Origin of the sequence: Parageobacillus caldoxylosilyticus NBRC 107762, from assembly GCF_000632715.1 — a bacterium.
GTDB lineage: Bacteria > Bacillota > Bacilli > Bacillales > Anoxybacillaceae > Saccharococcus > Saccharococcus caldoxylosilyticus.
Window position 1 is genome coordinate 14,240 of the sequence record NZ_BAWO01000011.1, and the last position, 12,628, is coordinate 26,867.

At 44.8% G+C, this 12,628-nt stretch carries 11 protein-coding genes; 1 reads left to right on the plus strand and 10 read right to left on the minus strand.

The genetic code is table 11. From position 1 onward, the window contains the following. Nucleotides 1-27 precede the first annotated feature (27 nt). From mutM to GCA01S_RS04505, 9 genes are all read right to left on the minus strand, one after another. Nucleotides 28-852, minus strand: coding sequence for a DNA-formamidopyrimidine glycosylase (mutM, locus tag GCA01S_RS04465; RefSeq protein WP_042407568.1), 825 nt, complete (start codon nucleotides 850-852; stop codon nucleotides 28-30). 16 nt (nucleotides 853-868) lie between these two features. Continuing rightward, on the minus strand, nucleotides 869-3,499 hold the full coding sequence (gene polA, locus GCA01S_RS04470; RefSeq protein ID WP_042407571.1) for a DNA polymerase I: 2,631 nt from the start codon (nucleotides 3,497-3,499) through the stop codon (nucleotides 869-871). An 87-nt stretch (nucleotides 3,500-3,586) separates the two neighbouring features. Then, nucleotides 3,587-5,341, minus strand: a complete 1,755-nt coding sequence (gene pnpS, locus GCA01S_RS04475; protein ID WP_017437244.1) for a two-component system histidine kinase PnpS — start codon at nucleotides 5,339-5,341, stop codon at nucleotides 3,587-3,589. Further along, nucleotides 5,334-6,041 (minus strand): response regulator transcription factor, encoded by a 708-nt coding sequence (locus tag GCA01S_RS04480; RefSeq protein WP_042407574.1) that lies wholly within the window; start codon nucleotides 6,039-6,041, stop codon nucleotides 5,334-5,336. Before GCA01S_RS04480 ends, pnpS begins: the two co-directional genes overlap by 8 nt. A 97-nt stretch (nucleotides 6,042-6,138) precedes the next feature. Next, nucleotides 6,139-6,606, minus strand: a complete 468-nt coding sequence (locus tag GCA01S_RS04485) for a MaoC/PaaZ C-terminal domain-containing protein (RefSeq protein WP_017437246.1) — start codon at nucleotides 6,604-6,606, stop codon at nucleotides 6,139-6,141. A gap of 89 nt (nucleotides 6,607-6,695) precedes the next feature. Continuing rightward, nucleotides 6,696-7,634: a malate dehydrogenase gene (mdh, locus tag GCA01S_RS04490; protein ID WP_026078647.1), complete on the minus strand. Its 939-nt coding sequence runs from the start codon at nucleotides 7,632-7,634 to the stop codon at nucleotides 6,696-6,698. Between the two features lie 31 nt (nucleotides 7,635-7,665). Next, nucleotides 7,666-8,937, minus strand: coding sequence for an NADP-dependent isocitrate dehydrogenase (gene icd, locus GCA01S_RS04495; protein ID WP_017437248.1), 1,272 nt, complete (start codon nucleotides 8,935-8,937; stop codon nucleotides 7,666-7,668). 77 nt (nucleotides 8,938-9,014) lie between these two features. Further along, on the minus strand, nucleotides 9,015-10,133 hold the full coding sequence (gene citZ, locus GCA01S_RS04500; RefSeq protein WP_042407576.1) for a citrate synthase: 1,119 nt from the start codon (nucleotides 10,131-10,133) through the stop codon (nucleotides 9,015-9,017). Nucleotides 10,134-10,414: 281 nt separating this feature from the next. Beyond that, nucleotides 10,415-10,870, minus strand: a complete 456-nt coding sequence (locus tag GCA01S_RS04505; protein ID WP_017437250.1) for a DUF441 domain-containing protein — start codon at nucleotides 10,868-10,870, stop codon at nucleotides 10,415-10,417. 117 nt (nucleotides 10,871-10,987) lie between these two features. On the opposite strand from GCA01S_RS04505, the gene ytvI reads away from it, so the two are divergent. Next, the gene (gene ytvI / locus GCA01S_RS04510) at nucleotides 10,988-12,106 is read left to right on the plus strand and encodes a sporulation integral membrane protein YtvI (protein ID WP_042407578.1); all 1,119 of its coding nucleotides are present in this window, start codon (nucleotides 10,988-10,990) and stop codon (nucleotides 12,104-12,106) included. Between the two features lie 60 nt (nucleotides 12,107-12,166). Here the strand turns inward: ytvI and GCA01S_RS04515 are convergent, their stop codons facing one another. Next, nucleotides 12,167-12,556, minus strand: a complete 390-nt coding sequence (locus GCA01S_RS04515; RefSeq protein WP_042407581.1) for an FxsA family protein — start codon at nucleotides 12,554-12,556, stop codon at nucleotides 12,167-12,169. Between the last annotated feature and the right edge of the window lie 72 nt (nucleotides 12,557-12,628).

A 12,628-nucleotide genomic window follows, 5' to 3' on the forward strand; every position in this document is an offset into this window, starting at 1 on the left:
TGTTTTTGATCGAGTCATTCCCATTTATCAGCGTTGGCAACAAGGGCAATAATGGGTGCCGCGTCCGGCGACAACCGTTTTTTGAATCGGTTGCCCGCAGCGTTTGCACGGTTCTCCTTTTCGTCCGTACACGAATAACTGCAGTTGAAACATTCCGCTTTCTCCTTGTGTGTTGACGTATGACCTTACCGTACTTCCTCCTTTTTCGATCGCTTCTTGTAATATTGCCACCATTTCGCGATGTAAACGCGCAACTTCCTCATCGGTTAACGACGACGCGATACGTTCAGGGCGAATCTCCGCACGGAATAATGACTCATCTACATAAATGTTACCGAACCCAACGACAACCGTTTGGTCAAGAAGCACCGTTTTGATGGTACGGTTCGTTTTTCGCAGCCGTTCTGCAAGAAAATTTGCAGTAAATGTTTCAGAAAACGGTTCAGGGCCCAACTGGGACAAAGGCGGCCGGCCATCTTCTTCTCCTTTAGGATAAAGATGCATCGTCCCAAACTTTCTTACATCGCGATAGCGAAGTTCTGTACCATCGGTAAAGCGGAAAATAACATGGGTATGCGGTTCGGCAGGGTCACCCTTGCGCCAAACCGCATAGCGCCCTTCCATTCGCAAATGGGAAATGAGCACATGTTTATCGAGCATAAATTTTAAAAATTTCCCCCGCCGTTCAATATCATGGATCGTTTGTCCTTTGACCGTTTCAGCAAATTCCGTCACATCGGCTGGATATTGAACGATCTTTGGCCAAAACACCTGCACTTCTTCGATCGTTTTGCCAACGGTTAACGGAATAAGAGTGCGGCGAATCGTTTCTACTTCCGGCAGTTCCGGCATCCGTCATCCCTTCCTTTTACTTTGCGTCATACCATGTTGGTCCATAATGATAATCGACTTTAAGCGGCACTTTTAACTGTATCGCATTTTCCATCACTTCAGGAACAATTTGCTGCAGCCGCTTTACTTCTTCTTTCGGCGCTTCCAAAATCAATTCATCATGCACTTGCAGCAGCATCCGCGCTTGCAGCTTTTCTTGCTTTAGCCGATCCGCCAAATCAATCATCGCCTTTTTAATAATATCGGCGGCGCTTCCTTGAATCGGCGTATTCATCGCCGTCCGTTCGGCAAAGCTGCGCAGGTTGAAGTTGCGGCTCGTAATGTCCGGCAAATAGCGGCGGCGGTGCAACAGCGTCGTGACATATCCTTTTTGCTTCGCTTCTTGGACGATGTTTTCCATATACTGCTTAACGCCCGGAAAAATTTCAAAATACCGGCGGATAAATTCCGCTGCCTCTTTTCGTGGGATGTTTAAATTTTGTGACAGCCCGTAGTCGCTGATGCCGTAAACAATGCCAAAGTTCACCGTTTTCGCCTGCCTGCGCATGTTTGGCGTCACTTCATCGGCTGTGACGTGGAAAATATCCATCGCCGTTTTCGTATGAATATCTAAATCGTGGCGAAACGCATCGATTAAATTTTCATCATTGGCAATATGGGCAAGCACGCGCAGCTCAATTTGCGAATAATCGGCGGAAAAAATGACCCAATCCGGCTTGGACGGAACGAACGCCTGGCGAATTTTCCGCCCTTCCTCTAAACGGATCGGAATGTTTTGCAAGTTCGGCTCCGTGGAGCTTAGCCGCCCCGTTTGCGTCAGCGCCTGATTAAAAATGGTGTGCACTTTGTGGGTGTCGCAATGCACTACTTTTAGCAATCCTTCAATATAGGTCGACTGCAGTTTTCCTAACTGGCGGTAATGTAAAATTTTCTCGACAATTTCGTGCTGAGGCGCCAGCTTCTCCAATACATCCGCCGATGTGGAGTATCCGGTTTTTGTTTTTTTCAATACAGGCAGCTGCAGCTTTTCAAATAAAATAACCCCCAATTGTTTTGGCGAATTAATGTTAAACTCTTGTCCCGCCAGTTCGTAAATTTCCTGCTCCACGGCACGGAGCTGCTCGGTCAATTCTTCTCCCATCTCTTTTAAGCGCTCGACATCAACCTTTACGCCGGTAAATTCCATTTCAGCGAGAATCGAAGACAGCGGCAATTCCAAATCGGTAAATAAAGCGTATTGTTCATTTTCTTGCAAATCGTGTATAAACTCTTTTTCTAAAGCGCGGATGGCCGCCGCTTTGCGCACAAGATGCTCGGCCAGCGCCTTTTCTTCCGGCACGGTTTGTTTGGCGCCTTTGCCGTATACGGCTTCATCGGATTGCACAGCCATATATTGCTTCGTTTTTGCCACCGAAGCGACATCTTCCGTCGATTGCGATGGATTTAATAAATACGAGGCGATTAATAAATCAAACTCGATTCCACGCAGCTCAATGCCCTTCCATTTTAGCGCAACGATCGCCCGCTTTCCGTCAAAAACGCTTTTTTTCTTTGTTTCATCTTCGAGCCAGGCGGTAAACAACGGCGATGACAGGGCGGTATCGGTGCGGATAAAGAAGTGGCCGTGTTCATTCGCTAGCGCAAACCCTAAAATCGGCGCCTTATGATAATTGGATTCCAGCACTTCGACAACGAGCGCCGACCGATCGGCGAGCACCGACTCGCTTACTTCCTCGACGATCGTATAATCGATGTTTGGCAGTACCGCCTCTTCTTTTTTCGTTTGCGGAGCTACTTTGTCAAGAAGCGAATTAAACCCAAGCTCTTTAAATAAAGCGATGACTTTGTCAACATCTTGCCCGTGGTATTCGATATCCTCCAATGAGAGCTCGATCGGCGCATCGCGGGAAATGGTCGCCAGCTGCTTGCTCATCAGCGCCAAATCACGGTACTTCTCTAAATTCTCCTTTAGTTTGTTCCCATTGATTTGCTCGATGGATGCCAATATGTTTTCCACCGAACCGAATTGTTTTAACAGCTTTACCGCCGTTTTCTCGCCAATGCCAGGCACTCCTGGAATATTATCCGACTTGTCGCCCATTAATCCTTTTAAATCAATAATTTGTTCCGGCGTCAGTCCATATTTCTCCCGCACCGTTTCCGGCGTATACGATTCGACGTCAGTAATGCCTTTTTTTGTAATATCTACCGTCACATGATCAGAGGCAAGCTGCGTCAAATCGCGGTCGCCAGAGATGATTTTAACCTCAAATCCCTCTTTTTCGGCCTTTGCTGACAGCGTGCCGATAATATCGTCCGCTTCATAATTTTCCAACTCATAGGAGCAGATTTGGTATGCCTGAAGCAACTCTCTAAGCAACGGAAATTGCTCCGATAATTCCGGAGGCGTTTGCTGCCGCCCTCCTTTATATTCGGTAAACGTTTTGTGGCGGAACGTCGTTTTCCCGGCATCAAAGGCAACAAGCATATGTGTCGGTTTTTCTTCTTCTAAAATTTTCATCAGCATCATCGTAAAGCCATATACAGCATTCGTATGAATCCCTTTATCGTTATGTAAAAGCGGCAGCGCAAAAAAAGCGCGATAGGCAACGCTGTTTCCATCAATCAATACTAGCTTCTTTTTCAACGCATTCCCCTCCTCTAGCACTCTTGTTCCTATTGTACCATGATCCCATCTATAAATAAAAAAACGAGAACGTTTTTTCGTTCTCGTTTACTTTTGGAATAGCTTTGGAAAGTGCACCGTAAATGCCGTACCGTGCCCGACTTTGCTTGTGACCGTAATATAGCCGTGGTGTGCTTCCACTAAATGTTTGACAATCGCCAGTCCTAAACCCGTTCCGCCCGAGTTGCGGCTACGCGCTTTATCGACTCGGTAAAAGCGTTCGAAAATGCGCGGAATCTCTTCTTGTTCAATGCCAATGCCTGTATCTTTAACGTGAAGAAGAATCTCCTTCGCTTGTTCCTCAATGACGATCTCTACTTTTCCACCCTTTGGCGTATACGTTAACGCGTTTGTAATCAAATTAATGAAAATTTGTTTAAGACGGTTGACATCCCCTTTTATATATGCCGCAGCAGGCGCATGCCAATAAAAATGAATGCCTTTTTCTTCCGCTTTGCGTTGAAAGATAGCGGCAGCTTCCTTTAACACCGCTACTAAATCGACCGTTTCCATCTGAAGCTCAAACCCGTGCTGCTCGATTTTCGATAAATCAAGCAACTCTTGCACTAATGTCTGCAGACGTTCGCTTTCTTTTAAAATAATTGACAAAAAGTGCTGCAACGCCTGCTCATCTTTCATCGCCCCATCCAGCAGCGTTTCGGCAAATCCTTTAATCGAGGTAATCGGCGTTTTTAACTCATGAGAAACGTTAGCGACAAAATCTTTGCGGATTTGTTCCAGTCTTTTTAGCTCGGTAATATCATGGAAAACGAGCACAATGCCTTGCCATTCGTCATTCGTGCCGATAATCGGGGCGCCGTACACTTCAAAATGCTTTCGTTCGATGCCAATCGTCAATAACAACTGTTTGCGAATGTTTGTTTCTTTAATAAAAATGTCGTCTACAAGTTGTACAATTTCTTTATGAATAAATGCTTCCGTATACGGCCGGTACAAATAATCGGATGGTTGAATATGAAAGCATTCCTTAAAGGCGCGGTTAATTAAATTAATGTAGCCGCGGCTGTCAATTAAAATAAGCCCGCTTCCGACGTTTTCGATCAGTGTATGAAGGCGGTCGGTTTGCATTTCCCGAGATTTGCTGATTTCCTGCAAATTGCGGGCAAGCCGGTTAATGGATTGAACGAGCATCCCCGCTTCATTGTATTCCCCGTTTGGCACCCTTGCTTCATAATTTCCTTTCGCCAGCTCAACAGCTACTTCTGTTGCCGCTTCGATCGGCTTCATATATTGATTGGCAATTTTTAACCCAAGCAAAATAATGACAATCAAAGCGGTGCCCAGGCTGCTGACCAATACTCCCCAAATTTGCTGGTTCACCTTTTTCAACGAATTGGTCGGAGAGCTTAAAATGACATATCCTGCGTTTTTCCCTTCCTTTGTGTAAGGAACAATATAATAATATACATCATTCGTTTTTTCGATAATCGAAAATTGGTGAAATTGTTTTTTGTGTAAAATGTCGCGAATAATCTGCTCATGAGCTTGATCGTTAATATTGGCAACGTGCCCGGTGTCAAACACCACTTTTTCCTCGCGGTTTAATATCGTGATGCGCGAGGACAGCTCCTCGCTCATTTCTTGTAAGTCGGGGCGAATTTGCGCCAGTGATTCGTTTTTCAACAAAATGGCAACTGCTTTTGCTTCTTTTTCCAACCGTTTATTCATCGTTTCCACATAAAAGTCTTTAAATAATTGCCCAAGCAATAGTCCAAGACATATCAATACCGTGACAATCAATGTCACCAGCCAGAACAACAGACGTGTGCGGAAGCTAGTCATTCCGTTTTGGCTCCTCTAATTTATATCCAAGCCCCCGTATCGTTTTAATATATAAAGGTTTTTTCGTATCATGTTCAATTTTTTCCCGCAAATGGCTGATATGAACATCGACAATACGAGTATCGCCGGCAAAATCATAATTCCATACCGCGCTAAGCAGTTGATCTCTCGTTAACACCCTGCCTTTATGTTTGGCTAGATAAAGAAGCAGTTCAAATTCTTTCGGAGTAAGCTCGAGCTGTTTTCCGGCAAAATATGCTTCATAATTGTCTGGAAAAATTTCCAAGTCACCAATGACGATTCGCTCCTCGCTTTCCTCGGCAGGATTGGAAAGCTGCGTGCGCCGCAAAATCGCTTTCACCCGCGCGATGACTTCACGGGGGCTAAACGGCTTGGTCATGTAGTCATCCGCGCCAAGTTCGAGCCCGAGCACTTTGTCGAATTCGTCGTCTTTCGCCGTCAACATTAAAATCGGTGTCATCACTTTTTGCTGGCGCAATTGTTTGCACACTTCGACCCCATCGAGCTTTGGAAGCATCAAGTCCAAAATGATTAACGCCGGCTGTTCATCGGCTACTTTCTCGATCGCTTCCTCGCCATCGTTTGCCGTCACGACCGTAAATCCTGCTTGTTCCAAATTGTATGTTAATAGCGTGACAATCGATTGTTCGTCGTCGACAACTAACACTTTTTTGCCCATCCTTCTCCTCCGCTCTGCTATTTTAGAATTAAGTTTGTCCATGTTTATCATACCATAAAACTAAAAAAAACCGCCTTACGAAACAGGCGGTTTTTGCTCAAAAATTTTCTAACACCCGGCCATCAAGCGGAGATAAAACATACGGCGGACAGACGGACAGCGTTCCTTCGAGTACTTTGTCTTCGTCCCGCGTCGCTTGCACAGAAATTGTAATCCTATGATGATCCTCATTTACTTCTGTCACTTCAAACAGAAACTGCAATTGCTCGTAATGATAAACCGGCTTCAGAAAATGAATTTCCTGTTTGGTAATATGGCTTCCCGGGCCCGGCAAATATTTCGAAATGGCGGAAGTAATCATTCCCGTTAACATTACTGCCGGAACAATCGGCTTTTTCAGCGGCGTCTGGGAAGCGTAATCGTGCTGGATGTATAGCGGATTGGCATCATCCGTCAGTCCAAGATAAAGCAGCAAATCTTTATCTTCAATTTTCGCGTTGATTACTAGTTTTTCCCCGACCGAAATTTCCGATATATTTCTCCCAAGTTTGCGCTTTTTTAGCATGTCAAACACCCCTTTGTTTTAGAAAACACTTTCAATAAATAGGTAACAAAAATTCGGGATGATTCCCGAATTTTTGTCTTTGCCACTATTTATTCTAATACGCGCATGACGTTTTTCACGGATTCGACCGATTTGGCAAGCGCTGCTTTCTCTTCCTCCGTCAGTTCTAGTTCGATCACTTTTTCGATACCATTGCCGCCTAAAATCGTCGGCACCCCTAAATAAATGCCTTCGTAGCCGTATTCGCCTTCGAGATAAGCAATTGCCGGAAGGATGCGGCGTTGGTCTTTAATGATCGCTTCCACCATTTCGGCAAGTGAAGCAGCCGGTGCATAATAAGCGCTGCCGTTGCCAAGCAAGTTCACTATTTCGCCGCCGCCTTTGCGGGTACGTTCGACAATCGCATCAAGGCGGTCTTTCGGAATTAATTTTTCAAGCGGAATGCCGCCGGCATAGGAATAACGAACAAGAGGCACCATATCGTCGCCATGTCCACCCAGCACAAAGCCGGTGACATCTTTTACAGAAATGTTTAATTCCTGTGCGACAAACGTGCGGAAACGGGCGGTATCCAATACGCCAGATTGACCGATGACGCGGTTTTTCGGGAATCCCGATTCTTTAAATACCGTGTAAGTCATCGCATCAACAGGGTTCGTCAAGACGATAATGTAGCAGTTCGGCGAATATTTGACCACTTCTTTTGTTACTTGTTTCATAATTTTTTGGTTGGTGGTGACAAGGTCGTCGCGGCTCATGCCTGGTTTGCGCGCAATGCCTGCCGTAATGATCACGACATCAGAATCAGCAGTGTCTTCATAGTTGGAAGTGCCGATAATGTTTGCGTCAAACCCTAGCACCGGGCTTGATTCGAGCATATCGAGCGCTTTTCCTTTTGTCGGATTTTCCAACTGCGGAATATCGACAAGGACGATATCTCCTAATTCTTTTTGGGCTAAAATAAATGCAGTCGTTGCACCTGTAAATCCTGCACCGATCACTGAGATTTTTTTACGTCTCATTGTCATATTCCCCCATCCTCTCTCTTATGTGTTATTGTTATTCCATATTGCGAATAAGCGCATCAGCAAATTCAGAACATTTTACTTCCGTTGCATCGTCCATGAGACGGGCAAAATCATAGGTGACGATTTTGGCCGCGATCGTTTTTTCCATCGCCTCAACAATCAATTTGGCCGCTTCATTCCAGCCGAGATGTTCAAACATCATCACGCCGGATAAAATGACCGATGACGGATTCACTTTATCCAAACCGGCATATTTTGGAGCTGTTCCGTGCGTCGCTTCAAAAATGGCATGTCCTGTTTCATAGTTGATGTTTGCCCCTGGCGCGATGCCGATGCCGCCGACTTGTGCCGCTAACGCGTCGGAGATGTAGTCGCCGTTTAAGTTCATCGTTGCAATCACATCAAATTCACGCGGGCGCGTTAAAATTTGCTGCAAGAAAATGTCGGCAATGACGTCTTTAATAATGATTTTTCCGGATTGTTCCGCTTCGGCAAGCGCTTGGTTTGCCGCTTCTTTTCCTTCCGCTTCGACAATGCGGTCATATTGCGCCCATGTAAATACTTTGTCGCCAAATTCTTCTTCCGCTAATTCATAGCCCCAGTTTTTAAATGCACCTTCCGTAAATTTCATAATGTTTCCTTTATGGACAAGCGTCACCGATTTCCGTCCATGCTTAATCGCATAATTGATCGCAGCGCGCACTAACCGTTTTGTTCCTTGTTCGGAAATTGGCTTGATGCCGATGCCCGATGTTTCCGGGAAGCGAATTTTACGGACGCCCATTTCATTTTGCAAGAAATCAATCACTTTTTTCACTTCCGGCGTTCCTTTGGCATATTCGATCCCTGCGTAAATATCTTCGGTGTTTTCACGGAAAATCACCATGTCCGTATCTTCCGGGCGTTTGACCGGAGAAGGCACGCCTTTAAAATAACGGACAGGGCGCAAGCACACAAATAAATCCAACTCTTGGCGAAGCGCCACATTTAAAGAGCGAATTCCTCCACCGACCGGAGTCGTTAACGGACCTTTAATCGCAATTATGTATTCACGAATCGTATCGAGCGTTTCTTGCGGGAGCCACTCCCCAGTCAGCTTATACGCTTTTTCCCCGGCAAGCACTTCTTTCCAAACAATTTTTTTCTCGCCTTTGTACGCTTTTTCTACCGCGGCTTCTAACACGCGGGATGCCGCTGCCCAAATGTCCGGGCCTGTCCCATCCCCTTCAATGAATGGAATAATCGGATTGTTTGGTACATTCAACACACCATTTGTTACCGTAATTTTTTCCCCTTGCGTCACGGTCAAAACCTCCAACTATAGTTTTTTATGAAAAAGGTGAGAAAGGCAACTTGTTTCTCACCTTATTGCCAACATCATTAGCCGCGCTGTTCTATCGGCACGTATACCCGTTTTGACGGGCCGGTATATTCCGCCCGCGGGCGAATGAGACGGTTATTATCGTATTGTTCTAAAATATGTGCAAGCCATCCCGACATCCGGCTTACCGCAAAGATAGGCGTAAATAAATCATGGTCAATACCTAAGCAATGGTAAACCGATGCCGAATAGAAGTCAACGTTTGGCGGCAGCGATTTCTCGGAAGTCACAATGTCTTCGATTTTTGTCGACATTTCATACCAATGCGGCTCGCCCACTAGTTTCGTTAATTTTTCTGACATTTTTTTCAAATGCTTCGCGCGCGGATCGCCTTTACGGTAAACGCGATGGCCAAAGCCCATGATTTTTTCTTTATTTTCCAGTTTCCGGCGAATATACGGTTCAACATTCTCCACTGTTCCGATTTCCGTTAGCATTTTCATCACTGCTTCGTTTGCCCCGCCATGAAGCGGCCCTTTGAGCGCGCCGATCGCTGCTGTAATGCCGGAGTAGATGTCAGATAATGTTGCCACACAAACGCGCGCCGTAAAAGTAGAGGCGTTTAATTCATGGTCAGCATGCAATACAAGCGCTTTATTAAACGCTTCCACTGCAATTTCATTTGGCTCTTCCCCAGTTAACATGTAAAGGAAGTTGGCTGCAAATCCTAAATCTTTTCTTGGTTCGACAGGTTCTAGTCCTTTACGGACGCGGGCAAACGCTGTTACAATGGTAGGAATTTTCGCTTGCAGACGAATCGCTTTACGATAATTTGCTTCCTTTGTCATCACATCGGCTTCTTCATCGTAAAGCCCCAACATCGAAATTGCCGTCCTCAATGCCGCCATCGGATGGACTTTATCGATTGGATACATTTTAAAATGTTCAATAATCTCTTTTGGAATGGCAGCATTTTCGGCTAACTGTTGCTTTAGTTCTTCCAACTGTTCCTTTGTCGGAAGTTCACGATGCCAAAGCAAATAAACTACTTCTTCAAAGGAAGCGTTTTCTGCCAAATCATCGATATTGTAGCCTACATAGGCTAGGGTGTCATCAATAATCGAACTGATGTTTGATGTAGTGGCGACAACCCCTTCCAGACCGCGCGTAACTGTCATCGTAATCTCCCCTTTTCTTTAAAATGATTACCTTCCCCCGCGGTATGCGGCAAGAGAGTGAGCGCTTGCTCGAAACCGGGACAAAAAATGACGCCGAAAGTGCTTACATTCTACTGCATTATGTATTGCCACCTTTCCGCTAGAATAGAAGGTGACAATTGAAATAACTGTTTATATTATAAACAATTATCTGACTTTTGTCATCTATAATGACGAAAGCCGTGAAACCCCGCATCGGTCTTTATCCGTCAAAAACCGCTTATTCCTTCAAATCATTACTGTCAAAAATATTCTATCATTTTCATAATCATATAAGCAATTCCAGCACCAATAAGCGGGCCGACGGCAACACCGTGAAAGAGCGATACAGCAATAATCGTTCCTAATACAAGCGCGGCAGTCATATGGGGATCGGTCGATAACAGCGTAACCCCTCCTTTTGCAATTAAGGCTACAAAAATTCCCGATAAAAGTGCAATCCAGGCCGACAATGACTGCAAAGAAGCAGTGAGTTGCTTAAAGCCGATCTCCCCTGTGGCAATTGGAGCCAACACGGCAATTGTAATGATGGTTATCCCCCAATTAATCCCTTTGGCGTGGATCGCAGGAATCCATTTTTCTTCCATCCCAATCATTTTAATAATAAGCAGTACCGCCACCGCAATCATTAACGATTGATTTTTTGCAATAAAACCGATAAAAAATAAAATAAGCAAAAACAATACTGACTCGCTCATCATTGGTTCTTCCTTTCTTCATTCATTTCACACTTTCCAACACGAAACCTTGCCCTTTGCTTATACGTAAGCAAACATGTAATATATAAATATGGAAAAATTTATGGAGGTGAAACATTGTCCCGCCATCACTTATATAGCTTTCTTCGCTTTTTGTTTGTCATCGCCGTCACCATTCTCGGAGCGACTGCTCTTTATTATGTATCCACCGTTACATATCCGTTTATCATCGCGTTTTTTATTGCCTTTTTAATTAACCCGCTCGTCGACTTTCTAGAACGAAAAGCCAAGATGCCAAGATGGCTGGCGGTGATCGTGACATTGGTCGTATTGTTTGCGGTCGTGGCCGGTTTGGTGACGCTTTTGATTGCCGAAATCGTTTCGGGAACGCAGTACTTAGCCAATATCGTACCGGAAAAATTCCAAGCATTAGTTTCCTATATCGAAATGTTTTTTGCCCAGCAAATTATTCCTCTTTATCAAGATTTGGCGATCTTATTTAAAAATTTGGACGCTGATCAGCAGGATACAATTATGAATAATATCCAAGCCGTAGGCACGCAAATCGCCACCACCGTTGGACAGTTTATTCAGCACGTGCTGCAAAACATCCCGCAGCTGCTCGCTTGGCTTCCAAATGCGGCTACCGTTTTTATTTTTTCACTGCTGGCTACGTTTTTTATTAGCAAAGACTGGCGTCGGCTTACAGGCATCGTCCAAACGATTTTGCCGGCAAAAGCGCACAAAAGCGGAAAAACGGTATTTCGCGATTTAAAGAAGGCCTTGTTCGGCTTTATTAAAGCGCAAGCAACACTGATTTCCATCACAACGGTCATTGTTTTAATCGGCTTGCTTATTCTCCGCGTCGATTATGCAATTACGATCGCTCTTATTATCGGGCTTGTCGATATTTTACCGTATTTAGGAACGGGTATTGTCTTCGTTCCGTGGATTATTTATACGGCCGTAAGCGGCAATATTCCGTTTGCTATCGGTCTAGGCGTGCTTTATATCGTCGTTCTTGTCCAGCGGCAAATTATGGAGCCAAAAGTGCTTTCCTCATCGATCGGCCTTGATCCGCTCGCTACGTTAGTAGCATTATTTGTCGGATTTAAATTAATTGGCTTTCTCGGATTAATTGCAGGGCCAGTTGTGCTTGTCATCATCCGAACGCTGCACAGCGCCAACGTATTTCGCGATATTTGGAATTTTATTATCGGAAAATCTACGCCATAACCGCCAAAATGAACGCGAAAGAGAAAGAGCCTTTCAAATATAGCGGAAAGGCTCTTTCCTTTATCGATATAAATAGAAAAACATTTTCGTGTGAAAGAGCGATTTCAGCCAGCGGGCGATATACGGTTTCATCAGCGCGCGCGTAAAAGGAAGAAGAAGAAACACCCCAAGTATATCGGTAAAAAAACCTGGTGTTAACAACAGCACTCCGCCAATGAACACGCAAATCCCATCAAGAATCGCGCCGCTCGGAAGGCGTCCGTATGACATCTCCCGTCTTGCTTTTTCGATCACTGCCAGTCCTTGTTGTTTCACAAGCCATATTCCTATCATTCCCGTCAGCATAATTAAGACAAGTGTAGACCATATCCCGATCAATTTGCCGGAAAGAATAAACAGAGCGATCTCCAAGACCGGAATCACGATAAATATCCCGATGACCCATTTCATGCTTCTCCATCTGCCTTTCGAAAGAAAAATAAAAACAGAGAAATGATTTCTCTGTTTTTATTATATCTTATA

Excerpts from the sequence above, each read along its gene's own strand:
- mdh (WP_026078647.1), bottom strand. The coding sequence starts at position 7,634 with ATGACAATGAGACGTAAAAAAATCTCAGTGATCGGTGCAGGATTTACA.
- GCA01S_RS04480 (WP_042407574.1), bottom strand. The coding sequence starts at position 6,041 with ATGGGCAAAAAAGTGTTAGTTGTCGACGACGAACAATCGATTGTCACG.
- GCA01S_RS04515 (WP_042407581.1), bottom strand. The coding sequence starts at position 12,556 with ATGAAATGGGTCATCGGGATATTTATCGTGATTCCGGTCTTGGAGATC.
- mutM (WP_042407568.1), bottom strand. The coding sequence starts at position 852 with ATGCCGGAACTGCCGGAAGTAGAAACGATTCGCCGCACTCTTATTCCG.
- pnpS (WP_017437244.1), bottom strand. The coding sequence starts at position 5,341 with ATGACTAGCTTCCGCACACGTCTGTTGTTCTGGCTGGTGACATTGATT.
- citZ (WP_042407576.1), bottom strand. The coding sequence starts at position 10,133 with ATGACAGTTACGCGCGGTCTGGAAGGGGTTGTCGCCACTACATCAAAC.
- GCA01S_RS04485 (WP_017437246.1), bottom strand. The coding sequence starts at position 6,606 with ATGCTAAAAAAGCGCAAACTTGGGAGAAATATATCGGAAATTTCGGTC.
- GCA01S_RS04505 (WP_017437250.1), bottom strand. The coding sequence starts at position 10,870 with ATGAGCGAGTCAGTATTGTTTTTGCTTATTTTATTTTTTATCGGTTTT.